The following is a 25,429-nucleotide window of genomic DNA, read 5'->3' as shown; positions in this document are numbered from 1 at the left end:
CCAAGCCCGGCGCATCGGCCCCCCGCCGTGGCCGCCGCCCCCGCTCCTGCGCCCAGCCCCGCGCCTGCGGCAACCGGCGGCGAAGACGACATGGCGTTCATCTGGCCATCGTCGGGTTCGCTCGTGGCGGGTTTCGACGAGGCCCGCAACAAGGGTTATGACATCGGCGGCAAGGCGGGCGACCCCGTGCTCGCCTCCGCGGATGGACGGGTCGTCTATGCCGGCGCCGGCCTGCGTGGCTACGGCAACCTCGTGATCCTCAAGCACAACAACACCTACCTGACGGCCTACGCCCACAACCAGACCCTGCTGGTGAAGGAAGACCAGACGGTGCGCCGCGGCCAGAAGATCGCCGAAATGGGCAGCTCCGACACCGACCGGGTGAAGCTGCACTTCGAGATCCGCCGCCAGGGCAAGCCGGTCGATCCGTCCCGCTACCTGCCGGCGCGTTGAACACGCTGCCGTCCGGCCCCGGCCTGCTCCCCGAGGGAGAGGCCGGCACCGAAGACCTGGAGGAGGGCGGCGAAGCCTCGCAGGAGATTCGCCAGTTCGCCATTGGCGAGGCGCAGCACGGTGAGCGCCTGGACCGGGCGCTCGCCGATCAGGTGCCCGAGTTTTCGCGCAGCTATCTGCAGCAATTGCTGGCCCAGGGGGGCGTTCTGCTCAACGGGCAGGCCGCGGCCAAGCCTGCGGCCCGCGTCAAGGCGGGCGATGTGGTCGCGGTGGAACTGCGGCCCACCCAGCAGAGCCAGGCCTTCCGTCCGGAGTCCATCCCCATCGACGTGGTGTTCGAGGATGCGCACTTGCTGGTCATCCACAAGCCTGCGGGGCTCGTCGTTCACCCCGCGCCCGGCAACTGGAGCGGGACCTTGCTCAACGGCCTGCTGGCCCGCGATCCCAAGGCGCTGCTGGTGCCCCGGGCGGGCATCGTCCACCGGCTCGACAAGGACACGAGCGGGTTGATGGTCGTGGCGCGCGAGCGGAGCGTCATGGATGCGCTGGTGCGCATGATCGCCGCCCGCGAAGTGAGCCGGCAGTACCTCGCCATCGGCCACCGTCCCTGGAGCGGTCCGGAGCAGCGCGTGGTCGAGGGAAGCATCGGCCGCGACCCGCGCAATCGCCTGCGCATGGCCGTGGTGGACCTGGCCACGCAGTCGGGCAAGCCCGCGCGCACGGACATCGCTCTGCTCGACAGCGTCGATCCGGTCTGCTTTGTGCGCTGCACGCTGCACACCGGGCGCACGCACCAGATCCGGGTGCACATGGCCTCGCTTCGCCATCCTCTGGTGGGCGATGCCTTGTATGGTGGAGAAGCGGCGGGGGGGCTCGCGCGCCAGGCGCTGCACGCGTACCGGCTGGCTTTCGCCCATCCAATGACCGGTGAGCCGATGGAGTTCCATGCGCCTCTGCCGCAGGACATGGAAAACGCCTTGAATTTTTGGGGCCTGCGCTACAATCGCGCCTAGCGGCTGTACCAGCCGACTCGCCCGCATGGACACACTGCAGGGCTGGGAACAGCACCAAGGTCTTTGCGTGCGGTCCCGCTGAACGAACCCTTTGACAGGCATGGCGCCCTTTTCGACACGTGGCGTCTCTTTCCCCGCAATTGCTGAACCATGAATACGGTGGACGCCAAACGGGTCCTTGAAACCGCGCTGATCTGCGCTCCGCAACCGGCGACCCTGCGCGAGTTGCGCACGCTATTCAACGACGCTCTCGGAACCGATACCCTGAAAACCATCCTGCTGGAACTCCAGCAGGACTGGGCATTGCGGGGCGTGGAGCTCGTGCAGGTCGCGACGGGCTGGCGTTTCCAGAGCCGCCCTGAAATGCGCGAGTACCTGGACCGGCTGCATCCGGAAAAGCCGCCGCGCTACACCCGGGCCACCCTGGAAACGCTGGCCATCATTGCCTACCGGCAGCCGGTGACGCGCGGCGACATCGAGGACATCCGCGGCGTGACCGTGAACAGCCTGATCATCAAGCAGCTGGAAGACCGGGGCTGGGTGGAGGTCATTGGGCACCGCGAAACCGTGGGCCGGCCCGCCCTGTTCGCCACCACGCGGCAGTTTCTGGACGACCTCGGGCTGCAGTCGCTCGACCAGTTGCCCGTGATGGAAAATCCGGCCGTGCAGGCCAGCGTGCTCGAAGCGCTGGGTTCTGGCGGCACCTTGCCGCTCGACGCACCTGCCGAGCCGGCGCCGGGGGATCACCCCCCTGTGGCAGAGGCGGTGCCTTCGGTGCCGCAGGGCTCCGAAACGGAGCCGGTCACCGGCCCATCCACAGAAGACACGCCGCGCCCATCCGACGAAGAAGACGTGCTGGCCCCCTCGCACGAGAAGCCAAAAGACGCCGATAACGGCACACCAGAGAGTCTCCCATGAACGATCCCATTTCAGAACCTGCCGACGACCAGCCCGCGTTGCCCGCTGAGGCAGACGCCAGCGTGAAGAAGCCCGCGGCCCGCAAGCCGCCCCGCAAGAAGGCGCCGAAGGCGTCCGACGCGGCAGCAGGCCAGCCGGTGGAGGCTTCTGCCGAGTCAGCGCAGGATGCCGAGGCTGTCGCTGTACCGGCCGGGACGGCGGTGGAGGCTGCCCCTGCGCCAGTGCGGACTGAGCCCGCTTCACCCAGATCGGAACGTTCTTCGGGGCCTCGCCCGGCCGCGGGGGCGCGTACCACACCGGGCTATCAGTTCGCCGACGTGGTGTCCGGCCGCCTGGATGAAGACGAGACGGCCGCCGACGCAGTGCCAGCGCGTCGCGTCCTGCTGCCGCAGGTGGAAACGCCCAAGCTGCACAAGGTGCTGGCCCAGGCGGGGCTGGGCTCGCGCCTGGAAATGGAGCAATTGATCCTGGAAGGCCGGATTTCGGTCAACAACGAGCCGGCGCACATCGGCCAACGCGTGCAGTTCGGCGATCAGGTGAAGGTGAATGGCCGGCCCATTCGCTACCGCATCGATCCCCCTCCGGCCCGGGTCATCGCGTACCACAAGCCAGCGGGCGAAGTGGTGACGCACGACGATCCCCAGAACCGGCCCACCGTGTTTCGCAAGCTGCCGCGGCTCGCCCACGGAAAGTGGCAGTCCGTGGGGCGGCTGGACCTGAACACCGAGGGCTTGCTGCTGTTCACCAGTTCGGGCGAGTTGGCCAACCAGTTGATGCACCCCCGCTTTGGCCTGGAGCGTGAATATGCCGTGCGGGTGCTGGGCGCACTCAGCAACGAAGAAAAGCAGCGGTTGCTTGACGGCGTGCAGCTCGACGACGGCATGGCTTCGTTCGGCTCCATCGAGGATGGCGGCGGCGAAGGCTCCAACTGCTGGTATCGCGTGACCATCTCCGAAGGCCGCAACCGTGAGGTCCGGCGCATGCTGGAGGCCGTGGGCCATGCGGTCAGCCGGCTCATCCGCATCCGCTACGGCGCGATGATGCTGCCCCGCGGGCTCAAGCGCGGCGCGTGGCTGGAACTGGACGAGCGCGATATCCGCGCGCTCATGCAGGCCGTGGGTGGTGGCAACAAGGCCCCCAGAGAGACGGTCGAGGCACCTGCCGGACCTGCGGACCGCAAGAGCGGCTTGCGCCGTGGCGGGCCCCGTGGTCGCAACAATGGCGCGCCGCGCGATGCGGCCGCGCCATCTTCTGCGCGCAAGCCGGGCTATGGATCTGGCGCAGGGCGCGGCAAGGACGGCGCACCCGGTGGGCGCCAGGGCGGCGGTGGCGGCGCTGGCAGCCAGCCGGATCCGATGAAGACGTCGGTGGGCTACATCGGCACGGACAGCTTGTCGCGCTACCGGCAGGACCAGAAACGCAACGGCCCGCCGCGCCGCGGCGGTCGCTGAGCCTTCGCGCCTTGGGGAATTAATCCGCCCAGTTAGAATCGAGGGCTTTGTCCGCAGGGCGAAAAAATTCAAATAGATCAACCACTCTCCAGGAAAATCAACATGGCTATCGAACGCACCCTCTCCATCATCAAGCCCGACGCAGTGGCCAAGAACGTCATCGGCCAAATTTACGCCCGCTTCGAAGCCGCTGGCCTGAAGGTGGTCGCAGCACGCATGGCCCACCTGTCGCGCCTGGAAGCCGAACAGTTCTACGGCGTGCACAAGGAGCGTCCTTTCTTCAAGGACCTGGTGGACTTCATGATCTCCGGTCCGGTGATGATCCAGGCCCTGGAAGGCGAGAACGCCATCCTGAAGAACCGCGAACTCATGGGCGCCACCGACCCCAAGAAGGCAGAAGCCGGCACGATCCGCGCTGACTTCGCAGACAGCATCGATGCCAACGCCGTGCACGGTTCCGACGCCGTGGAAACCGCTCAGGCAGAAGTGGCTTTCTTCTTCCCTGGCCTCAACATCTACTCGCGCTGATATGCGATCCACCCTTGCGCCGGAGCGCTGCCCAGGCCGCGCGCCCAGCGCAGGGGGCGGTGATCGACGTGAACAGCCTTCGCTCCGATGACCACCAATCTCCTTGACTTCGACCTCGACGGTCTGGCTGCGTTTTGCGAGCAGCTGGGGGAGAAGCGTTTTCGGGCAACCCAATTGTTCCGCTGGATTCACCAGCGGGGCGCGCACGATTTCGACCAGATGAGCGATCTGGCGAAGTCGCTGCGGGAAAAACTGAAATCCTGCGCCCATGTGCAGGCATTGCCGGTGGTGAGCGAGCATGTCTCGACGGACGGTACGGTCAAGTGGCTGTTCGACGTGGGTGACGGCAATGCGGTCGAAACCGTGTTCATTCCAGAGGATGACCGGGGCACCCTGTGCATTTCTTCCCAGGCCGGATGCGCCGTGGGATGCCGTTTCTGCTCTACCGGACACCAAGGTTTCAGCCGCAACCTGACCACAGGCGAGATCATTGCCCAGTTGTGGTTCGCGGAGCATGCGCTGCGCCGAAGGCTGGGCAGCGAAGAACGCATCATCTCCAACGTCGTGATGATGGGCATGGGTGAGCCGCTGCAGAATTACACCGCGCTTGTGCCCGCGTTGCGTGCCATGCTGGACGATCACGGCTACGGCCTGTCCCGGCGCCGCGTGACGGTGTCGACCTCGGGCGTCGTTCCCATGATGGATCGGCTTTCCCAGGACTGCCCCGTCGCACTCGCCGTTTCGCTGCACGCGCCCAACGATCCGCTGCGTGACAACCTGGTACCGCTCAATCGCAAGTACCCATTGCAGGAGCTTCTGGATGCCTGTCAGCGCTATCTGGCGCATGCGCCGCGCGATTTCATCACCTTCGAATATTGCATGCTCGATGGCGTGAACGACCAGGCAGAACATGCCCGGCAACTCATCGATCTGGTGCGACCCCGCCATGGGCAGGGTGTTCGCTGCAAGTTCAACCTGATTCCATTCAATCCCTTTCCCGCTTCCGGCCTGCATCGATCGACCCCGCAGCAAGTTGCGGTTTTCGCAAAGTTGTTGAGTGATGCGGGTATCGTTACGACCGTGCGCAAAACGCGTGGCGACGATATCGACGCCGCGTGCGGCCAACTGGCGGGAGATGTGAAAGACCGCACCCGGGCCGCCGAGCGCATGGCCAAGCAGCGCACCATCGTGCTCAAGCCTGTGATGTGATTTTCGGTGCGGCGTGACCCCCATGGGCCCGCCATCTCGGAGAACGCCTTGACGGGCAAAGGGGTGAATCGATGCCGCCATTGGGATTTTCAAATCACCTTTTCCGGAAGCTGGCGCATGGCACGCATTGCCCTTAAGCAGGAAGGATCTACATGACGAGATCGGTCGCGGTTGTTGAGCGGCATGCCCGATGGGCGATGGCCTTGTGCCTTGCCGCGGTCGGGTTGGCGGGCTTGAGTGGGTGCGCAGCGCCTGGCGGCTCGAATGCCTCGTCTGGCAGTGCGGAGTACGTCACGCCATCGGAAGAGACGGAAACCCGCCGCCGCGCCAGGCTCCGGTTGGAACTGGCTGCCAATTATCTCGAGATGGGCCAGACCACGGTGGCGCTGGACGAAGTGCGCCAATCTCTGACCACCGACCCGTCGTACGGCGATGCCTACAACCTGCGCGGGCTGATTTATCTGCGCCTGGGGGATCTGCCGCTGGCGGAAGAGAGCTTTCGCCGTGCACTCGGCTTTCACCCGTCCGAGCCCAACCTGCTGCACAACTATGGCTGGCTTTTGTGCCAGCAGCAGAAGTACGCGGAAAGCCAGCAGTATTTCGAGCGAGCCCTGGCCAGCCGGACCTATACCGCTCGCAGCAAAACGCTCATGGCCCAAGGCCTTTGCCAGGAGCGTGCCGGGCAGATCGCAGAAGCCGAGCAGACATTGCTCAAGGCGTATGAACTGGATGCGGGCAACCCTGTGGTTGGATACAACCTGTCGTCGCTCATGTTTCGCCGCGGCGAGATCAAGCGTGCGCAGTTCTACATTCGCCGCCTGAACAACAGCGAGTTCGCCAATGCGGAATCGCTTTGGCTGGGCATCAAGATCGAGCGGGCGTTGAGTGATTCGGTGGCGATGCGGCAGCTCGCCGAACAACTGCGCAAGCGTTTTCCTGACTCCAAAGAATTGATGGCATATGACCGAGGGGCGTTCAATGAATGAGCCGGTGGTGGGGCACGAGGGACAGCCTTTGAACAGTGAAGTCTCGCCAACCCAGGACAGCGTGGCTGCGGGCCTGATGCTGCGTCAAGCCCGCGAATCCGCAGGTGTGCACATCGCGGCGCTGGCCGTGGCCCTCAAGGTGCCGGTGCACAAGCTGGAAGCCTTGGAAGCGGGTTATTTCGAGGTTTTTCCGGACGTGGTTTTTGTGCGTGCCCTGGCCTCCAGCATGTGTCGCACGCTCAAGGTGGACCCTGCGCCCGTGCTGGCGCTGCTGCCGCGCAATGAGCCGCCTGCACTGTCGGCGCACCGAGGCATCAACGCATCGTTCAAGCCTGGCAGCGGCCAGTTGGCGTCGTCTTCCAGCGGGTCGGGTTCACGCACCGCCATCTTCGCGGTGATCGTGTTGCTGGTGGGCGCTGCTGCCGTTCTGCTGTGGCCCCATCGGCCCGATGGCGTGGCCGGAAATGAAACAGTTGCGGTGACAGGCACGGCCCCGGAAGCCGAAGGGACCAAAGGGGCTGATCCTGCCAGTCCCGCTCAGCCAGTGACTGCACTTTCGGCTCCAGCCCCGTCGGCTTCTTTGCCATCTTCCATGGCAAGCCCATCGGGCGTATCGCCCGCGGCGACGGCTGCAGTGGCCGCGCCTGAGGCCCCGGCATCTGCACCGGCAGGTAGTCCGGATGCCGCCCTGGTCATTCGCACGCGCGGAGAATCGTGGGTTCAGGTGCGCAGTGCGGCGGGAGCCACCGTCCTTCAGCGTGTCCTGGCGGCCGGCGAGAGCGTGACGGTTCCGGGAACCCCGCCATGGTCCGTGGTCATCGGCAAGGCCGACGTCACCGAAGTGGTCGTCCACGGCAAGCCTTTGGAGCTCAAAGGCGTTTCGCGCGAAAACGTTGCCCGATTTGAGGTGAAACCGTGAATCATTTCTTGATCCCCACTTTTCCGATCGCGATGGCGGCGCCCCAGCCGCGACGCTCGCGGCAAGCCCGAATCACATGGGGCTCGCGTGTTGTCACGGTGGGTGGAGACGCACCCGTTCGCGTGCAATCCATGACCAATACCGACACCGTTGATGCAATTGGCACTGCGATACAGATCAAGGAACTGGCGCAGGCCGGCTCCGAGTTCGTCCGGATCACCGTGAACACGCCCGAAGCGGCTGCGGCGGTTCCCTATATCCGTGAACAGCTCGATCGCATGGGCGAAACCGTTCCGCTGGTGGGCGACTTCCATTACAACGGGCATCGGCTGCTGACCGAATACCCCGATTGCGCCCAGGCGCTGTCCAAGTACCGCATCAACCCTGGCAATGTCGGCAAGGGCGACAAGCGCGACCGCCAGTTCGGCCAGATGATCGACGCGGCCATGCGCTGGGACAAGGCCGTGCGAATCGGTGTCAACTGGGGCAGTCTCGACCAGGAATTGCTCGCCGAGCTCATGGATGCCAACAATCGACGGCCGTCTCCTTGGGATGCGCGGCAGGTCATGTATGAAGCGCTGATCACTTCGGCCATCGAATCGGCAAAGCGCGCCGAGGAAATGGGTCTGGATGGCAACCAGATCATCCTCTCGTGCAAGGTCAGCGGAGTGCAGGATCTGGTGTCCGTTTACCGTGAGTTGGCAAAGCGCTGCGACTACGCTTTGCACCTGGGCCTGACCGAAGCGGGCATGGGCACCAAGGGAACCGTGGCATCCACCACAGCCTTGTCGATTCTTTTGCAGGAAGGCATCGGCGACACCATCCGCGTCTCCCTCACGCCGCAGCCTGGCGAGGCCCGCACCCAGGAAGTCGTCGTGGCTTCCGAAATTTTGCAGGCGCTGGGGTTGCGCATGTTCGTGCCCAGCGTGACCGCTTGCCCTGGTTGCGGGCGCACGACCAGCACCACCTTTCAGGAATTGGCCAAGCAGATCGATGACTTTCTGCGGTCGCAGATGCCGGTCTGGCGACTCAAATACCCTGGGGTCGAAAAGATCAAAGTGGCAGTGATGGGCTGCATCGTGAACGGTCCGGGTGAAAGCAAGCACGCCGACATCGGCATCAGCTTGCCAGGCACCGGAGAGGCCCCGGCCGCGCCCGTCTTCATCGACGGAGAGAAGGCCTTGACCCTGCGCGGCGACAATATCGCGCAGGAGTTCCAGCAACTCGTCGAACGCTACATCGCCGACCGCTTCAGCACGGCGGTCGCTGCTTCTTGATCTGAATTGAAAGCCGCCTTCCGAGCCTGCGCATGCGCAGGCCGCTGCTGGCGTGCCAGTCACTTAACCCATTGATGCATTCCGTGAGCAACAAGACAAGCAATCCTCTGCCAAAGACCGGCAAATTGGTGGCCGTCAAAGGCATGAACGATATTCTTCCCCCTGACTCGGCGCGCTGGGAATGGCTGGAAGACAAGGTGCGGGCACTCATGGCCCGATATGCCTATCGCAATGTGCGAACGCCCATCGTCGAACCGACGGCGCTGTTCGTGCGTGGCTTGGGCGAAGTGACCGATATCGTCGAAAAGGAAATGTATTCGTTCGAGGACCGTTTGAACGGCGAGCATCTGACGCTGCGTCCCGAGGCGACGGCAGGCGTTGTTCGTGCCGCAGCGGAGCATTCGATGCTGTACGACGGCGGCAAACGCCTGTACTACATGGGTCCGATGTTCCGCCATGAGCGTCCCCAGCGGGGCCGATACCGGCAGTTTCATCAGATCGGTGCCGAAGCCATGGGTTTCCATGGCGCTGAGGTCGACGCCGAGCTGATCCTGCTGGCGGATGCGCTCTGGAAGGAACTGGGCCTGAAAGACGTTCGCCTGGAACTCAACAGCCTTGGGCAACCTGAAGAGCGCAAAGCCCACCGCGCTGCACTCATCGCCTATCTGGAAGGCCATTCCGAGCTCTTGGACGAGGATGCTCGCCGCCGCCTGCACAGCAATCCCCTGCGCATCCTGGATACGAAGAATCCAGCCATGCAGAGCTTGGTGCAAGCGGCCCCCAAGCTCCTGGACTACCTTGGCGAAGAATCCAGGCGCCACTTCGATACCGTCAAGTCCATCCTCGATGCGAATGGCGTGGCCTGGACCGTCAATCCGCGCCTGGTCCGGGGCATGGACTACTACAACCTCACGGTCTTTGAGTTCGTGACGGAGCAACTCGGCTCCCAAGGCACCATTTGCGGCGGGGGGCGCTACGACTATCTCTTCGAGCAAATTGGGGGCAAGCCCGCGCCTGCGGTGGGATGGGCTCTTGGCGTCGAGCGTGTGCTGGAACTCGTCAAAGAGCAAGAAGCGGCCCCACCCATGCTGGTGGCCGATACCTATGCCATCGTGCCGGACGAGAAGTCGTTGCCCGCAGTCATGGCCGTGCTGCAGCAGTTGCGGGCCTTGGGTGTGAGCGTGCAGATGCACAGCCCTGCGGTTCGGAGCGAAGGCATGGGCAGCATGAAATCGCAGTTCAAGAAGGCCGATGCCAGCGGCTGCAGGCATGCATTGATCTTTGGTTCCGACGAGCTTGCGCGATCGGCCGTGACGATCAAACCACTGCGGGAAGGCGGGGGTGACCAAGTGGAGCGGGCGCTCGATGCGCTGCCCGACTGGGCGCCCACTCTACAATCCCCCCGCTAACAGAGACCCTACATGGCAAATCACCTCGATCTTGAAGAACAAGAGCAGCTTGACCAACTCAAGCATTTCTGGAACACCTGGGGCACGCTGATCAGTGGCATCCTGGTGTTGGTTTTCGGCGCGTTTGCGGCATGGAACGGATACCAGTATTGGCAGAACCGACAGGCGGCACAAGCCGCTGCGCTATCCGATGCCGTGGAAACGGCTGCGCAGGCAAAAGACACCGCGCGCTTGGAGCAGGCTTTCGGCGACCTCAAATCGCGGTATGGCGGTACGACAAAGGCGGGGCAAGCCGGTCTTCTGGTGGCCAAAAGCTTGGTGGAAAGCGGCAATCCAGACGGTGCCAAGGCGGCCCTGGCTTGGGTTGCCGACAATGCTTCGGATGCGGGCTACAAAGCACTGGCCAGACTGCGACTTGCCAGCCTACTGATGGACCAAAAGGCATACGACGAAGCGCTGAAGCAGTTGTCTGGAGGTTTTCCTGCAGAGTTCGATGCCTTGGTTGCGGACCGCAAGGGCGACGCATTGGCGCTGCTGGACAAGAAGTCGGAAGCCATCGCTGAATACCAGCGTGCCTACAAATCGCTGGAAGAAGGCATGGAGTACCGCCGCTTGGTCGAGGTGAAGCTCCATGCCCTGGGTGTGCAGCCACAACTCGTGGCCTCGGCAGCGGCTGCAGGAGACTCCAAATGATGCGCAGTCACATGGGTTTCCGTGCAATGCGTTTGGGCACGCCACGCGCAGCGGTCGCTGCCGTGGCAACGGCGTGCTTTCTCCTGGCCGGCTGCTCCCTGTGGAGCGGTCCCTCAAAGCCGAAGCCGGCTGAGTTGGGTGCAAACGTGCCGGTGATCGGCGTGCGTCAGGCGTGGACGTCGAAAGTGGGCGGCATCGGTCGCCTGCCGCTGGATGTGCATGTCAATGGCAACACAGTGACGGTGGCTTCTTCGGATGGCGTGGTCGCTGCCGTCGATGCGCGCACCGGCGGTGATGTCTGGCGAGCCAGCCTTGGCACGCCTTTGTCTGCTGGTGTGGGCAGCGACGGCAAGTGGGCCGCTGTGGTTTCCGTTGATAACCAGTTGATTGCCTTGTCCGATGGCCGCGAGATCTGGCGCAAGCCGCTGTCCGCGCAAGCGTACACAGCGCCGTTGGTTGCGGGCAATCGCATCTTTGTCTTGGCGGCCGATCGGTCCGTTTCTGCGTTTGATGCTGCTACGGGGCTTCGTTTGTGGAATCAACCCAGGCCGGGAGAGCCTTTGGTGTTGCGCCAGTCGGGTGTATTGACGGCGGTGGGCGACACGCTGGTCGCGGGACTGGCGGGCCGGATGGTCGGATTCAATCCCGACAATGGCACGGTACGTTGGGAAGCGCCGCTGGCCAGCCCCAGAGGAACCAATGACGTCGAGCGGCTGGTTGAATTGGTCGGCCGCACCAGCCGCGAGGGCGACAGTGTTTGTGCCCGTGCTTTTGTGTCCACGGTGGGCTGTGTGAACACGGTGCGAGGGACTGTGGCCTGGACACAGCCGGCCAACGGAACGGAAGGCATTCACGGCGATGACACCACGATTTTCGGCACGGAGAGCAATGGCGTGGTGGTTGCCTGGCGGCGTGCCGATGGCTCGCGCGCTTGGTCTTCGGACCGACTTCAATACCGCCGCTTGACCGCACCGCTGTTGCTTGGCAGGTCGGTCGTCGTCGGAGATGACACGGGTTTGGTGCACCTGCTTTCGCGTGAAGATGGTTCACCGCTGAATCGGATGACCACGGATGGTTCGGGCATCGCTGCAGCGCCGGTGTCGGCCGGTGGCACTCTGGTGGTCGTAACGCGCAATGGCGGCGTTTACGGCTTTCGCCCGGATTGACGGGTTGATCTGGATGAAACCAGTCATCGCTTTGGTCGGTCGCCCCAATGTGGGGAAATCCACACTCTTCAACCGGCTGACGAAATCGAGAGATGCGATCGTTGCCGACTTTGCAGGCTTGACGCGTGACCGGCACTACGGGAACGGAAAGCAGGGCAAGCACGAATACATCGTGATCGACACCGGAGGCTTCGAGCCCGATGCCGCCAGCGGCATCTACCGCGAGATGGCCAAGCAGACGCAGCAGGCCGTTGCGGAGGCCGATGTCGTCATCTTTGTTGTCGATGCCCGCGCCGGGCTTTCTGCTCAGGACCATGACATCGCCAACTACCTGCGGCGCCTGGGCAAGCCCTGCCTCCTTGTCGGCAACAAGGCCGAGGGAATGCGCGAGGGGGTGCAGCTCGTCGAGTTCTATGAGTTGGGGTTGGGCGAGGTCTATCCCATTTCAGCAGCCCACGGACAGGGTATTCGCAGCTTGGTTGAGTTGGCTCTGGAGCCTCTGCACTTGCCGGATCCGGATGAAGACGCGGAAGCTGAAGACAAGAGCGTGGTCAAGCTTGCGGTAGCTGGTCGCCCGAATGTCGGTAAGTCCACCCTGATCAATACGTGGCTGGGCGAGGAGCGCTTGGTGGCATTCGATATGCCAGGGACCACGCGGGACGCCATTTCCGTTCCTTTCGAGCGCAATGGCCAGCGTTTTGAGCTGGTCGACACCGCAGGCTTGCGTCGAAAAGGCAAGGTGTTCGAAGCCATCGAGAAGTTCTCGGTGGTGAAGACACTGCAAGCCATTGAGTCTGCCAATGTGGTGCTTCTCGTCCTCGATGCGACACAGGGGGTCACCGACCAGGATGCGCACATCGCTGGATACATTCTTGAAAGTGGCCGCGCGGTGGTTTTGGCGGTCAACAAATGGGATGCCATGGACGACTACGGTCGCCAGCTGCTGGAGCGCTCCATCGAGACGCGGTTGTCGTTCCTCAAGTTTGCGTCGTTGCATTTCATTTCGGCAAAGAAGCGCCAGGGGTTGGGCCCTTTGTGGACATCCATCGTGCAGGCCCAGAAAGCGGCGATGTGCAAGATGTCCACGCCCGTATTGACGCGGTTGTTGCTGGAGGCGGTGCAGTTCCAGGCACCCAAGCGTTCTGGCATGTTCCGGCCAAAGTTGCGATACGCCCACCAAGGCGGCATGAATCCGCCTGTCATCGTGGTTCATGGCAATTCGTTGGAGCATGTCACGGAAGCGTACAAGCGCTTCCTAGAAGGCCGTTTCCGCAAAGAGTTCGATCTGGTCGGGACCCCTCTTCGCATCGAGTTGAAGACGTCGCACAATCCCTTCACTGACAAGGGTGACCACTAGCCCAGCGCTTGCGAGGGGTTTCGTCGGTTTTCCTTCGATACCCTTGCAGCTGTGGTAAGGTGCCGCTTTACAACAATATTCCTGAACACGGAGAATATCGTGAGCAACAAAGGCCAACTTCTTCAAGATCCCTTCCTGAACGCGCTTCGTCGCGAGCATGTACCCGTCTCGATCTACCTCGTGAACGGCATCAAGCTTCAGGGCCAGATCGAATCATTTGACCAATACGTGGTGCTGCTGCGTAACACGGTCACCCAGATGGTCTACAAGCACGCCATCTCCACCATCGTCCCAGGTCGCGCTGTCAATTTCTCGACGGCCGAAGCGCCCGACGCCGAGGCCGGTAACTCTTGAACGAAGGTGGTATGCCCGACGGGCATGTAACGGATACGCCTTTGGGCGGATCGTCTTGAGTTCATACGATACGCCTGACTCGCCGAAGACGCCAGTCATCCTGGTTGGCGTTGATTTTGGTTTGCCCCATTTCGACGGTGAGTTGGAAGAGTTGGGTCTGCTTGCTCAGACGGCGGGCTTGAATCCAGTGGCGCGAATCACCTGCAAGCGCAAAGCCCCTGATGCCGCCTTGTTTGTAGGCAGTGGCAAGGCGGACGAGATCCGGCTGCTCGCGCAGATGCACCAGGCGGTGGAAGTGCTGTTCGACCAGGCCTTGAGTCCGGCGCAACAACGCAATCTCGAACGGCATCTGGATCTTCCAGTCAATGATCGAACGTTGTTGATCTTGGAAATCTTTGCCCAGCGTGCCAGAAGCCATGAGGGCAAGCTGCAGGTAGAGTTGGCAAAACTCCAATACCTGAGCACTAGGCTTGTCCGGCGCTGGTCCCATCTGGAGCGTCAGCGCGGGGGCATTGGAGCCCGGGGTGGGCCCGGCGAAACACAGATCGAGCTTGATCGAAGAATGATCGGTGAGTCGATCAAGCGCACGCGCGAAAGACTCGAAAAGGTCAAGCGTCAGCGCTCCACGCAGCGACGCCAGCGCGAGCGCCGGGATACCTTCAACATATCGTTGGTGGGGTACACGAATGCCGGTAAATCCACACTGTTCAATGCACTGGTAAAAGCGCGAGCGTATGCCGCAGATCAGCTGTTTGCCACATTGGATACGACGACTCGCCAACTCTATCTTGCAGAGGCAGGGCGATCGGTGTCTTTGTCGGACACCGTGGGATTCATTCGTGATCTTCCCCATGGACTGATTGATGCGTTCCAGGCCACTCTCCAGGAGGCAGTGGATGCAGATCTTTTGCTGCATGTGGTGGATGCATCGAATCCCAACTTTCCAGAGCAAATTGCGGAAGTCCAGCGGGTGCTCTCTGAAATCGGCGCTGCGAACGTGCCCCAGATACTGGTCTTCAACAAGCTGGACATGTTGTCGCCCGACCAACGGCCGGAAGTCCTGAATGACATCTACGACATGCAAGGTACCCCCGTTCAGCGGTTCTTCCTGAGTGCTGGCTCTGGAGAAGGGCTTCCTTCCTTGAGGCGCGGATTGTCGGGCAGCGTGCCCAAGGCCCAGCCGACATCCATGACCCTAGGTGCCGATGCTGAATTGCCTCCAGACAGTGCCTGATTGGGCACAATGCCGCTTTGTTCACGTATTCAGAGAAACAGAGATTTTGCGAATGAATCCTCAAAGCCGTACCCCGCGCTGGGCCATATTGCCTGAGCGCATCCGGGGAATGTTGAATCTGAATGACCCCCGGTGGGGTCGTGGCGATGATAAGAACGATGGCGCGGGAAACTCCGATTCGGAGCGTCCTCCATCTACGCCTCCATCGGGTAATCGAGGACGTGACAAAAATACGGCCGGTCAGCCTCCTGACCTGGATGAACTCTGGCGTGACCTCAATCGCAAGCTGGGCGGTCTGTTTGGTGGGAAGCAGGGTGGAGGCCGCGGTCCTTCCGGCGGGGGCTTCCAGCCAGATATGAAAAATGCGGGTTTCGGCGTCGGCTTGATTGCTGCAATTGCGGTTCTGATCTGGCTTGGGACCGGGTTTTTCATTGTGCAGGAAGGTCAGCAGGCCGTCATAACGCAGTTCGGGAAATACAAGAGCACGGTGAATGCCGGTTTCAACTGGCGGTTGCCTTATCCAATTCAGCGTCACGAACTCGTTTTCGTGACGCAGATTCGGTCTGCTGATGTCGGTCGGGATGTGGTGATCAAAAGCACTGGCTTACGTGAATCGGCAATGCTGACTGAAGACGAAAATATCGTCGAAATCAAATTTGCTGTGCAATATCGTTTGAACGATGCCAGGGCCTGGTTGTTTGAGAGCCGTAACCCAGCAGATGCCGTGGTGCAAGCAGCCGAAACAGCGGTGCGGGAGATCGTCGGCAAGATGCGGATGGACACCGCCTTGGCTGAAGAGCGAGATCAAATTGCGCCAAGGGTGCGTACCCTCATGCAGACGATCTTGGACCGCTACAAGGTTGGTGTAGAGGTTGTGGGCATCAATTTGCAGCAGGGGGGAGTGCGTCCTCCTGAGCAAGTACAGGCAGCTTTCGATGATGTTCTGAAAGCGGGGCAGGAGAGAGAGCGGTCCAAGAACGAAGCGCAAGCGTATGCCAACGATGTCATTCCCCGCGCGGTCGGGTCTGCCTCTCGGTTGGCTGAAGAAGCTGCAGCTTACAAGTCGAGGATTGTGGCTCAGTCTCAAGGCGATGCGCAGCGGTTTAGTTCGCTGCTTGCCGAATATCAAAAGGCGCCTCAGGTGACAAGGGACCGCCTGTACATTGAATCAATGCAGCAGATCTACACGAACGTCACCAAAGTGCTGGTGGAGTCCCGTCAAGGGTCGAATCTCCTATACCTGCCCTTGGACAAGATCATGCAGGGTGTCGCACAGACTGGTGCTGCAGCCTCGAATGATTCCTTGCCGCCAGCGGCGTCGTCTGCTGTTCCGCCTTCGGGAACTGCTTCCACATTCCCCGCTGACCCCCGTGCTCGGGACTCCAGCCGTACGCGTGAGCGCGAGTCTCGATAGGAGCGCATTGTGAACAGAGTCGGATTTTTTTGTTTCCACTGTCTTGGTTTTTGCTCGCTCTTTTGAGTTCGACCTTGTTTGTAGTGGACCAGCGCCAATTCGGTGTGGTCTACCAGCTTGGACAGATCAAAGAGGTTATTACGGAGCCAGGTCTGAACTTCAAGATGCCTCCACCTTTTCAAAATGTGCGATACATCGACAAGCGGTTGCTCACACTGGATAGCACTGATACCGAATCGATGCTCACTGCAGAAAAGCAGCGGGTTGTAATTGACTGGTATGTACGCTGGAGGATCTCCGATCCATCTGCTTACATTCGCAATGTTGGTCTTGATGAGAATTCTGGAGCTTTGCAGTTGAATCGGGTCGTGCGCAACGCCTTCCAAGAAGAGGTCAACAGGCGGACAGTCAAAGAACTGTTGTCTCTTAAGCGCGATGCATTGATGTCGGACGTGAAGCGCGAGGTGCTGGAGGTTGTTCAAGGTGCCAAGCCTTGGGGCGTTGACGTCGTCGATGTGCGCATCACTCGGGTCGACTATGTTGAAGCCATTACGGAATCCGTCTACCGTCGTATGGAGGCGGAGCGGAAGAGGGTGGCCAATGAACTGCGGTCCACAGGGGCTGCAGAAGGCGAAAAAATTCGTGCTGATGCGGACCGTCAGCGCGAAGTCGCCATCGCCAATGCCTATAGAGATGCGCAGAAGGTGAAGGGCGAAGGTGATGCAGAAGCCGCTCGTGTTTATGCAGAGGCGTTTGGACGTGACCCTCAATTCGCGCAGTTCTATCGTAGCCTGGAAGCCTACAAGTCAAGCTTCAATAAGAAGAGCGATGTCATGGTGGTAGACCCGTCCTCCACTGAATTTTTCAAAGCTTTCCGTGGAGGTGTGGCCAGTCCTGGTGCTGCACCTTCCCCCACTACACGCAAGTAGAAGACACGGATAGCGCGCTCTCGCTGGGCGCGCTTACTTTCTTGTGAATTCTGACACTGCTGTCTTGGTGCAGCACGTGTTCCGTCGATCCATTGCCTCGATGGCGCGTGCATTTGAGCGCTTGGTCAGTTCGCGGCGCTCTGTGGAGGCAGTCACTGCTGACTGTCATGCCGGTAGAATCGCGTTTTTTAACAGCCTCCCACTTTCCATGTCTGCCTGGGTCCTGCCGGATCACATTGCCGATGTCTTGCCCTCCGAGGCTCGCCACATCGAAGAACTACGTCGCGGGCTGATAGACACCGCTCAAGGCTACGGCTACGAGCTAGTCATGCCTCCCTTGATGGAGCACCTGGAATCATTGCTGACGGGCACGGGCGAGGCGCTCGACCTTCAGACCTTCAAATTGGTGGATCAGCTGTCGGGACGCTCCTTGGGCGTACGTGCGGACATGACACAGCAGGTTGCCCGCATTGATGCCCATTTGCTTAACCGCAAAGGTGTCACGCGGCTTTGTTATTGCGGGCCTGTGCTACATACGAGGCCCGATCGACCCCATGCTACGAGAGAGCCGCTGCAGTTTGGTGCTGAAATTTATGGTCACGCTGGTCTAGAAGCTGATCAAGAGGCGGTTTTGCTGGCGTTGCACTGTCTGCGTGTGGCTGAAGTTCGTGATACCAGTGTGGATTTGGCTGATGTGCGCATCGTGCGGCGCCTTCTCGCTGACCTCTCTTTGGATGCGCTAACGGTACGCAGAGTCCATGCCGCACTTGCTGCCAAGGATGCGAGCGAATTGGCAAGTCTCACGCGCAGCTTTCCTTCCGCATCGCGTGATGGGCTGAATGCGCTACTGAAGTTATATGGTGACGTTTCTGTTTTGGACGAGGCGCAAAAAGCACTTCATCACGTTCCCGGCGTAGACGAAATATTGTCCAACTTACGATCTTTGGCCGCTCACCTTGTAGGGTCCAGCGTCACGTTCGATTTGGCGGACTTGAGGGGATACGCCTACTACAGCGGAACTCGCTTCACCATCTATGCCAAGGGGGCAAGCGATGCTGTGGTTCGTGGTGGCCGGTACGATGAGGTTGGAGCGGTGTTTGGCCGCAACCGGCCGGCAGCCGGGTTTAGTTTGGACATCAAACAATTGGTAGGAGTCGTCTCCCCACGGGCGTTGAAGACTGCTATCAGGGCTCCGTGGATACAAGATCCCGGAGTAAATGAGGCCGTTGCCGATTTGCGAAGCCGCGGTGAAACCGTTGTGTGCGTTTTTCCTGGTAATGAGAGCGAGTTCGACGAGTTTCGTTACGACCGAGAGTTGGCCAAAGTTGCTGACCGTTGGATCGTAAAAGTTATCTGAAGCATTAGCTATATTGAATCGGGTTTGAAATGAAAGCAACCAAAGGTCGAAACGTAGTCGTTGTAGGCACCCAATGGGGTGATGAAGGCAAGGGAAAGCTAGTAGATTGGCTTACTGAAAGCGCCCAAGGCGTTGTTCGTTTTCAAGGCGGCCACAATGCAGGCCACACTTTGGTCATCAATGGCGTCAAGACGGCATTGCACCTGATTCCAAGCGGCATCATGCGGCCGGGCGTCAAATGCTACATCGGCAATGGTGTCGTACTGTCGGTTGCGAAGTTGTTTGAAGAAATAAAAGGCTTGGAAAAAGCTGGGGTTGAGGTTCGATCGCGCCTTCGAGTAAGCGAAGCCTGCCCACTCATTTTACCCTTTCACGTAGCCATCGACGTGGCCCGAGAGGCTGCGCGCGAGCACCAAGGGACCGAAAAAATAGGAACAACAGGTCGTGGCATTGGTCCTGCTTACGAAGACAAAATTGCTCGACGCGCACTTCGTGTCCAAGACCTGAAGTATCCAGCCCGTTTTTCTGAAAAGCTGCGTGAGTTGCTGGCACTGCATAACCATGTTCTAAAGACTTTTTTAAACTCCGGCTCTTTTGTTTTTGGCGAGTCGTTGGCACCCTATTTGGTTGACGGAGAAGTGCAATTCAATGCGGTCTTCGACGAGGCTATGCAACATGCGAAACTGCTTGGTCCCATGATTGCAGATGTATCTAGCGAATTGAATGCCGCCCATGTAGCGGGAGCCAATTTGCTTTTTGAGGGTGCACAGGGAACCTTGCTGGATGTCGACCATGGCACTTACCCCTATGTGACATCCAGCAATTGTGTCGCTGGCAATGCTGCTGCGGGATCTGGCGTGGGGCCCAACCTGCTTCACTATGTTTTGGGCATCACCAAAGCCTATTGCACGCGGGTTGGAGGAGGTCCTTTCCCTACGGAGCTGGATTGGGAGGTTCCTGGTACACCGGGTTATCACATGAGCACGGTAGGCGCGGAAAAAGGCGTCACTACAGGCCGCAGTCGCCGTTGTGGTTGGTTCGATGCGGCACTTTTGAAGCGAAGTGCCCAAGTCAATGGACTGACAGGGCTTTGTATTACGAAGCTGGACGTGTTAGATGGGTTGTCGGAACTCATGCTTTGCACAGGGTATGAGCTTGATGGAGCACACATCGAAATTTTACCGATGGGTGCAGAGGAGATTTCCCGCTGCACTCCCATTTATGAGTCGATTCCCGGCTGGTCTGAATCGACTGTGGGGGTGACAAGATATGAAGAGCTACCTGCTAATGCCAGAAGGTATTTGGAGCGAATTGAGGAGGTGACTAGGGTTCCAATTGCTATGATTTCCACAAGTCCTGATCGAGATCACACCATTACATTGCATAACCCATACTTGGTAAGTTGAAATTTACTAGTTAGTCACTGTGTGAGGTTGGTGCGTGAATCAGGAGTACTGAATGTTAACGGAAGACGGTAAGCATCTATATGTGAGTTATGATGAATATCATGGCTTAATTGAAAAATTGGCACTTAAGATTCACCAGTCTGGTTGGGAGTTTGATACGATTTTGTGTCTCGCTCGTGGCGGGTTGCGTCCTGGTGATATTTTGAGTCGAATATTTAGCAAGCCGCTTGCAATCATGTCCACTAGTTCATATCGCGCAGAAGCGGGGACAATTCAAGGGCACCTGGATATAGCGAGATTTATCACTACACCAAAAGGCGAAATCGCAGGTAAGGTACTTTTGGTAGATGATTTGGCTGATTCTGGGCATACTTTGAATGCGGTTATAGAATTGCTGAAGACTCAATATGCTCCCATTGTGGAGTTGCGGAGTGCTGTAATTTGGACTAAGGCAATTTCAAGCTTTACCTCGGATTATTCCGTTGAATTTTTGCCTACTAATCCTTGGATTCATCAGCCTTTTGAGGGATATGATAATTTGAGTCCTGAGAAATTAATGGATAAATGGCGATTATGATTTTGGCTGCAACTTATATAAAGAGTTTTCTAGGGAAGCTCTGCAGAAAACACGCACGAGCGTGCTGATGCCCTGAGCCAGTTGGAATGCGATGCGGCCAACCTGATTTATCTCAACTCCGGTGCCTGTGGCACGAACTGGCGGCCTGAATGGCCGGTTTGGCGAACTGCGTGCGCACTCATGCCGATGCTCCCAGCAGTTTGCGCCGCACCATCCAGAGATTGGCCAGCGCAAACAGCGTGTGCAACTGTGCTGTGTTCTTGCCCAGCCCTCGGTAGCGCACCTTGATGTGGCCGAACTGGCGCTTGATCACTCGGAACGGGTGTTCCACCCGCGCCCGAATGCTGGCCCTCACGCGCTCCAGTTTCCCGGTCAGGGCCTCGATCGGTTTGGCCGGGTCGAGCAGGCGACGTTTGCCGGGCCGCATGGCGATGTGCCAATTCACGTCGCGCCTGGCATCTGGGCGTTGACCCGCGCCTTGGTAGCCGGCATCGGCATAGACATCCCGGTCGCTTGCGCGCACCAGACTGTTGGCCTCGATCACATCATTGACCGCGCCACTGGTGCCGCGCACGGTATGCACCAGGCCCGAGTCGGCGTCCACTCCGATATGGCACTTCATACCGAAGTACCACTGCGGTCCCTTGCGGCTTTGTTTCATCTCCGGGTCGCGCTCTCCGCTGCTGTTCTTGGTCGAGCTGGGTGCTGCGATCAAGGTGGCATCCACCACCGTGCCGCTCTTGAGCATCACGCCCTTGGCGCTGAGCAGATCGTTGACGGTCTGCAGGATTTGCGCAGCCAATTTGTGCGTCTCCAGCACATGCCGGAACCGAAGGATCGTGCTCTCTCGTCGGGCAGCCGCTCGTCCCAGCCTTCCAGGCCCGCGAACTCGCGGAATACCGGCATGTCGTGCAGCGCTTCTTCCATCGCCGGGTCGCTCAGCGCGAACCACTGCTGCATGAAATGGATACGCAACATGGTCTCGCACGAGAACGGAGGACGCCCCCGCTTGCCTTCGGGTAGGTACGGCGACACCAGGGCCACCAGTTCGGCCCACGGTACGACCTTTTCCATCTCATCCAGGAATTCCCGCCGCCGCGTTCGCTTCGCCGTCATTCCCAAGCCCAGGCTGTGCTGCTTCATGTGACTTATCGTCTCAGTGCTTCACGCCGGTGCCAAGGATGCCGCGGGGCGATTTATGCAGACCTTCCCTAAGCGTCAGATCCTGCCACCATACCTGCCACGGCGCGATGTTCAACACGAGACTGAAAACATCACCTGCCGCACCCCGGGCTGCGGCTGCCAGTTCAAGCGCATCGGCGAAGACATCTAGGAGAAACTCGACTACCTATCGGGCAGCTTCGCGGTCGAGCGGCATGTGCTAGGCCAGTGGGCTTGCGCCAAATGCCAGACGCTCATCCAGGCGCCGGTGCCGGCGGCTGTCATTGGCAAAGGCATCGCAACTGCCGGCCTGATGGCGAATCTGGTCGTGTCCAAGTACATTGATCACCAACCACTATTCCGCCTGGAGGCCATCATGGGTCGCTCGGGTGTGTCCGTTTTCCGTTCCACTCGGCCGAGTGGGTGGGCACCATCGGCGTGCAAATGGCGCCAAATGATCCAGGCCATGCTCGAGGACCTTCTCATCAGGCCATGTATTGCATGCCGACGAGACACTGGTGGTCATGCTTAAGCCGGGCCTTAGCGAGACGCATCGTGCTTACATCTGGAGTTACTGCACCATGGTCTGGAATGACATCAATGCGGTCGTCTTCGACTTCACCGCGAGCCGGACCGGGCGCACAACGCCCGTCGCTTCCTGGGCATCGGTGACGGCGGGGTGGGCGGCTGGCGCGGCACGCTCATCTGCGATGACTACTCGGGCTAAAAGCAATCCCTGAATGCAGGCGTGACCCAAACGGGTTGCCTGGCACATGCACGTCGCAAATTGCATGAGTTGTGGTCAGCCACACCAGTATCCTGGCCGAGCGCGCCTTGAAGCTGTTCTGCGTCCTCTACGACGTCGAGCGTGAGGTCAAGGAAATGGACGGGCAGCAAAGGCTGCGCATCCGCCAGATCAAGAGCCGGCCGGCGGCCAATCTGCTGCATGCCATCGTTGATGGCCAACCAGAAGAAACCCACCCGATGGCAGCGCGACAGCCAAGGCCGTCGACTACAGCCTCGAACGCTGGGCGGCGCTGACGCGCTTCATTGACAACGGCGATCTGGCAGCCGAACAACCGCATCGAAAACATGATCCGCCCAATCGCGTTGGGACGCAAGAACTGGCTGTTCGCTGGCAGCCTGCGCGCGTGCCAGAGAGCTGCAGCCATCATGAGCCTGCTGCACACACCGCACGACTTAACGGGCTGGAGCCCTACGCTTATCTCAAGAACGTGTTGGAACGACTGCCGAAGCAACTTAATACCCGCATCAGAGATCTATTGCCATACCGCGGGCAACCCTGATCAAATTCATCCCTGGCGTCCACGTCACTGTGTCGCAAAACGCGAGCGTACGATGAACTGGAAGGTACTTGGTGCAGCGTGGTTTTCCCCTTACGCCAGCCCCCGCAGCGGCAAGCTGATCGTGAATACGCATCCCTTGCCCGGCCTGTCTTGCACTGTCAACCGCCCGCGATCTGCCTCGACACTGCGCTTTGCGATTGAAAGTCCCAGTCCGAGGCCCCGCTTGTCGTCGAAGCCTTGCTTGAAAGGCTTGAACATCGTGTCAGCGCTTCCTTCGGGAAGCCCACCACAGCAATCTTCGACATCGATGTTGATCGAATCAGCGGACGTCTGCGCGCGCAGCGTGACCTCGCTACCAGGACGAGTGAACTTGAAGGCGTTCTGTAGCAAATTGCCGAGTGCCGCCATTAGCAGTTCGCGATTGCCTTCAATCGCGAACTGGGCATCCACTTCCGAGATGCGAAGCACGCACCCCGTGTCGGCCGCGTAGAGCTGCGCAACGCGACCGGCATCGGCCAAAAAGATTGCGAGCGAGAAGATTCGCGGATGCAAGGGTGCAAGAGCCGCGTCGCGAACAGCCGCCAAGGAATCGTTGATCAAACCTTCCATCGAGCTAAGGCTGCGTCTGAGAACCGCACCAGTCGAGCCGCCAACCGGAAGCCTGCCTGACTCCAGGGCTGCGAACGCGAGCTTGGCGACGTGCAAGTGGTTGCGCAACTCGTGCGCGAAAAAGCCAAGCCGTTCGTTCTCATCCTCGACCTGCCGTCTTGCCACTTCGACGTCGCGCTGGGCAGCAAATTCGGTCACTGCATCGGCGATGGCATTGTCCAGGCAGCGGTTCAGCGTACGGAAATGGTCTACCGAAAATGGGGCGTCACGTTCGACGGCGAGATCAGTGATTGCCTGACACAGGTCGCCATAGTCATGGACAACTTGATCTACGGTGTAGCCGAGTGCAAGCAGTTCGCCGCCATGAACTGTCGCCGAGACGCCCATCTCAGTGAGCGCCGAGCCTTCGCCCCCAGACGCCCCTGAAATTCGCATTCCTCCTGCAATGTCACCGTCATCCTCGGCCTCGATGGTGCGAGTCAGCTGATCAAGAAACATCGGAATGCCGTGTGATAGTTGCTCAAGGGTAGCGCCTCGTAAAGGTCGCTGCGCAACTTTGGCTTTGCATCGCTGAATGAGCTCTTCGCGATTGTTCAGTAGAAATCCGCGCATGTTGATCGCCTTGGTGGGGCTGCGGCATGGCGCCAGTCGCAGCGAGGTGATGGCGGAATCGTCTCGCGTCGCCTGGGTTTGGCACAGTATGCGCCAAGGTCAGTGTCCCCAGTTCCTGCCGATCCAGCGGCATGCAGGGAATGTTAAAAAAAATGCAAGGTGCTTTTGTCATACGCATACCGATGACGTGGCGAGATAACAAATCGATCACCACGCTCAGGTACAGCCAGTCTTCTTGGGTGCGGATGTAGGTAGTGTCCGTGACCCAAGACTGGTTGGGCTCGCTGATGATGAAGCGTCGCTGCAGGCGATTGGGCGCAACCACAGCAGGCTTGTCACCACGACCTCCAATCCGTCGCCAGTAGCCCATCTGGAAAAGCAGTTCTTCGAGCTTGAGCAGAAGAGCCACGCGGTGCTTGCCGCACGTGTCGCCCAGATCGCACATGTTCATGGTCAGCTTGCGCTAGCCGTAGACGCCACCACTCGCCAGCCAAGTGGCTTGAGAAGGCCCAACAGACGTTGATCGTCCTTGCCACGAGACTCGTCGGCTTGGTCTTCCAGACGTAATAGCCGCCGGGATGAGCGGCCATGCCTTGCGAAGCCTGCGAACGCTGTGCTTGTGTTCATGGCGCTGTATGAACGCGTACTCACCGGACTGCTTGGCAAAGTACGCTGCGGCCTTTTTTGGGATGTCGCGCGCTCCTCGGTGAAACGCTTGAGCTCGCCTTTAGCCGTCGCAGTTTGTCTGTCTGCGAGGCCTGCGCCTGCCGATCACTGATCGACGTGCGGTGAGTCTTGAGCCATTGATAAAGACTGTGCTGGACTCACGCCCAGCCGGGCTGGCACCTTGTGGCCGCGCATGGTGATCTGCTTGACCGCGCAATCCTTGAATTCTTCAGGATATCTCTGCCTACTCATGGCACCTCCTGTTGGGCCTCAGGCTTCAGGCTCGGAGGTGCCTGGTGAAATCTGATACGCGCAGTTGGCATTGATCCAATAGCGTTGTTCGTGGATGCGTTGGAGGCCGGAGTGAGGGGAGGGGCTTGATGACAATTTTTTGTCATCTTTTTCCTACGGGGGTGAGGAAAGT

General features: G+C 59.9%; 24 protein-coding genes and 3 pseudogenes. 24 read left to right on the top strand and 3 right to left on the bottom strand.

Features of this window, described 5'->3' with window-relative positions; all coding sequences use genetic code 11:
- The 20 genes and pseudogenes from AC27KI_RS06995 to AC27KI_RS06900 all read left to right on the top strand — a co-directional run.
- The coding region (locus tag AC27KI_RS06995) for a peptidoglycan DD-metalloendopeptidase family protein (RefSeq protein WP_487113167.1) at nt 1-453 on the top strand (453 nt) is incomplete at its 5' end.
- Nucleotides 450-1,466: an RluA family pseudouridine synthase gene (locus tag AC27KI_RS06990; protein ID WP_487089003.1), complete on the top strand. Its 1,017-nt coding sequence runs from the start codon at nt 450-452 to the stop codon at nt 1,464-1,466. The genes AC27KI_RS06995 and AC27KI_RS06990, both read left to right, overlap by 4 nt.
- 150 nt (nt 1,467-1,616) lie before the next feature.
- Complete coding sequence (scpB, locus tag AC27KI_RS06985; protein ID WP_317359790.1) at nt 1,617-2,384, top strand: SMC-Scp complex subunit ScpB; 768 nt, start codon at nt 1,617-1,619, stop codon at nt 2,382-2,384.
- A complete protein-coding gene (locus AC27KI_RS06980) occupies nt 2,381-3,835 on the top strand; it encodes a pseudouridine synthase (RefSeq protein ID WP_487089005.1) in 1,455 nt (484 codons plus the stop codon). The genes scpB and AC27KI_RS06980 overlap by 4 nt, the downstream gene beginning before the upstream one ends.
- A 102-nt stretch (nt 3,836-3,937) precedes the next feature.
- Complete coding sequence (gene ndk, locus AC27KI_RS06975) at nt 3,938-4,363, top strand: nucleoside-diphosphate kinase (RefSeq protein ID WP_272568219.1); 426 nt, start codon at nt 3,938-3,940, stop codon at nt 4,361-4,363.
- An 87-nt stretch (nt 4,364-4,450) separates the two neighbouring features.
- Entirely contained in the window at nt 4,451-5,572 is a 1,122-nt protein-coding gene (rlmN, locus tag AC27KI_RS06970; RefSeq protein WP_284430211.1) for a dual-specificity RNA methyltransferase RlmN, read from the top strand.
- Nucleotides 5,573-5,724: 152 nt separating this feature from the next.
- Nucleotides 5,725-6,558, top strand: coding sequence for a type IV pilus biogenesis/stability protein PilW (pilW, locus tag AC27KI_RS06965; protein WP_284430212.1), 834 nt, complete (start codon nt 5,725-5,727; stop codon nt 6,556-6,558).
- Between the two features lie 28 nt (nt 6,559-6,586).
- Nucleotides 6,587-7,477: a helix-turn-helix domain-containing protein gene (locus AC27KI_RS06960; protein WP_487113164.1), complete on the top strand. Its 891-nt coding sequence runs from the start codon at nt 6,587-6,589 to the stop codon at nt 7,475-7,477.
- Nucleotides 7,478-7,509: 32 nt separating this feature from the next.
- Nucleotides 7,510-8,754 carry a flavodoxin-dependent (E)-4-hydroxy-3-methylbut-2-enyl-diphosphate synthase gene (gene ispG / locus AC27KI_RS06955; RefSeq protein WP_284402501.1) on the top strand — a complete coding sequence of 415 codons (1,245 nt, stop codon included), beginning with the start codon at nt 7,510-7,512 and terminating at the stop codon, nt 8,752-8,754.
- Nucleotides 8,755-8,828: 74 nt separating this feature from the next.
- Nucleotides 8,829-10,163 (top strand): histidine--tRNA ligase, encoded by a 1,335-nt coding sequence (hisS, locus tag AC27KI_RS06950; protein ID WP_487113173.1) that lies wholly within the window; start codon nt 8,829-8,831, stop codon nt 10,161-10,163.
- Nucleotides 10,164-10,175: 12 nt separating this feature from the next.
- Complete coding sequence (locus AC27KI_RS06945; protein ID WP_487113162.1) at nt 10,176-10,856, top strand: YfgM family protein; 681 nt, start codon at nt 10,176-10,178, stop codon at nt 10,854-10,856.
- 26 nt (nt 10,857-10,882) lie between these two features.
- Entirely contained in the window at nt 10,883-12,022 is a 1,140-nt protein-coding gene (bamB, locus tag AC27KI_RS06940) for an outer membrane protein assembly factor BamB (RefSeq protein WP_487113171.1), read from the top strand.
- Nucleotides 12,023-12,035: 13 nt separating this feature from the next.
- Nucleotides 12,036-13,379: a ribosome biogenesis GTPase Der gene (gene der, locus AC27KI_RS06935; protein ID WP_487089008.1), complete on the top strand. Its 1,344-nt coding sequence runs from the start codon at nt 12,036-12,038 to the stop codon at nt 13,377-13,379.
- 99 nt (nt 13,380-13,478) lie between these two features.
- A complete protein-coding gene (gene hfq / locus AC27KI_RS06930; RefSeq protein ID WP_272568224.1) occupies nt 13,479-13,733 on the top strand; it encodes an RNA chaperone Hfq in 255 nt (84 codons plus the stop codon).
- A 55-nt stretch (nt 13,734-13,788) separates the two neighbouring features.
- Nucleotides 13,789-14,967 (top strand): GTPase HflX, encoded by a 1,179-nt coding sequence (gene hflX / locus AC27KI_RS06925; RefSeq protein WP_487089009.1) that lies wholly within the window; start codon nt 13,789-13,791, stop codon nt 14,965-14,967.
- Between the two features lie 52 nt (nt 14,968-15,019).
- Nucleotides 15,020-16,381, top strand: coding sequence for an FtsH protease activity modulator HflK (gene hflK, locus AC27KI_RS06920; protein WP_487089010.1), 1,362 nt, complete (start codon nt 15,020-15,022; stop codon nt 16,379-16,381).
- 9 nt (nt 16,382-16,390) lie between these two features.
- A pseudogene (gene hflC, locus AC27KI_RS06915) lies at nt 16,391-17,310 on the top strand (protease modulator HflC).
- Nucleotides 17,311-17,518: 208 nt separating this feature from the next.
- Nucleotides 17,519-18,667 carry an ATP phosphoribosyltransferase regulatory subunit gene (locus AC27KI_RS06910; RefSeq protein WP_487089011.1) on the top strand — a complete coding sequence of 383 codons (1,149 nt, stop codon included), beginning with the start codon at nt 17,519-17,521 and terminating at the stop codon, nt 18,665-18,667.
- Between the two features lie 29 nt (nt 18,668-18,696).
- Nucleotides 18,697-20,073, top strand: a complete 1,377-nt coding sequence (locus tag AC27KI_RS06905) for an adenylosuccinate synthase (protein ID WP_487113160.1) — start codon at nt 18,697-18,699, stop codon at nt 20,071-20,073.
- 52 nt (nt 20,074-20,125) lie between these two features.
- Nucleotides 20,126-20,650 carry a phosphoribosyltransferase gene (locus tag AC27KI_RS06900; RefSeq protein ID WP_284430222.1) on the top strand — a complete coding sequence of 175 codons (525 nt, stop codon included), beginning with the start codon at nt 20,126-20,128 and terminating at the stop codon, nt 20,648-20,650.
- 178 nt (nt 20,651-20,828) lie between these two features.
- Here the strand turns inward: AC27KI_RS06900 and AC27KI_RS06895 are convergent.
- A protein-coding gene (locus AC27KI_RS06895) for an IS5 family transposase (protein WP_487089013.1) occupies nt 20,829-21,793 on the bottom strand; the annotation gives its coding sequence in 2 pieces (ribosomal slippage) (nt 20,829-21,497 and nt 21,500-21,793; 963 coding nt in all).
- Between the two features lie 235 nt (nt 21,794-22,028).
- Between AC27KI_RS06895 and AC27KI_RS06890 the strand changes: the two genes are divergently transcribed.
- The 4 genes and pseudogenes from AC27KI_RS06890 to AC27KI_RS06875 form a co-directional block, all read left to right on the top strand.
- Nucleotides 22,029-22,343 (top strand): IS66 family transposase, encoded by a 315-nt coding sequence (locus tag AC27KI_RS06890; RefSeq protein WP_487113158.1) that lies wholly within the window; start codon nt 22,029-22,031, stop codon nt 22,341-22,343.
- Complete coding sequence (locus AC27KI_RS06885; protein WP_487113169.1) at nt 22,330-22,551, top strand: hypothetical protein; 222 nt, start codon at nt 22,330-22,332, stop codon at nt 22,549-22,551. Before AC27KI_RS06890 ends, AC27KI_RS06885 begins: the two co-directional genes overlap by 14 nt.
- 58 nt (nt 22,552-22,609) lie before the next feature.
- A complete protein-coding gene (locus AC27KI_RS06880; protein ID WP_487113156.1) occupies nt 22,610-22,852 on the top strand; it encodes a hypothetical protein in 243 nt (80 codons plus the stop codon).
- A pseudogene (locus AC27KI_RS06875) lies at nt 22,846-23,118 on the top strand (transposase domain-containing protein); the annotation flags it as partial. The gene AC27KI_RS06880 and the pseudogene AC27KI_RS06875, both read left to right, overlap by 7 nt.
- A gap of 90 nt (nt 23,119-23,208) precedes the next feature.
- Here AC27KI_RS06875 and AC27KI_RS06870 read toward each other — a convergent pair.
- Nucleotides 23,209-24,225, bottom strand: a complete 1,017-nt coding sequence (locus AC27KI_RS06870; protein WP_487113154.1) for a sensor histidine kinase — start codon at nt 24,223-24,225, stop codon at nt 23,209-23,211.
- A 297-nt stretch (nt 24,226-24,522) separates the two neighbouring features.
- A pseudogene (locus AC27KI_RS06865) lies at nt 24,523-25,257 on the bottom strand (transposase); the annotation flags it as partial.
- Nucleotides 25,258-25,429: the final 172 nt, after the last annotated feature.

This window comes from Acidovorax sp. KPB24-03, from assembly GCF_057546605.1.
This window is presented reverse-complemented; position numbering and strand designations above follow the sequence as displayed.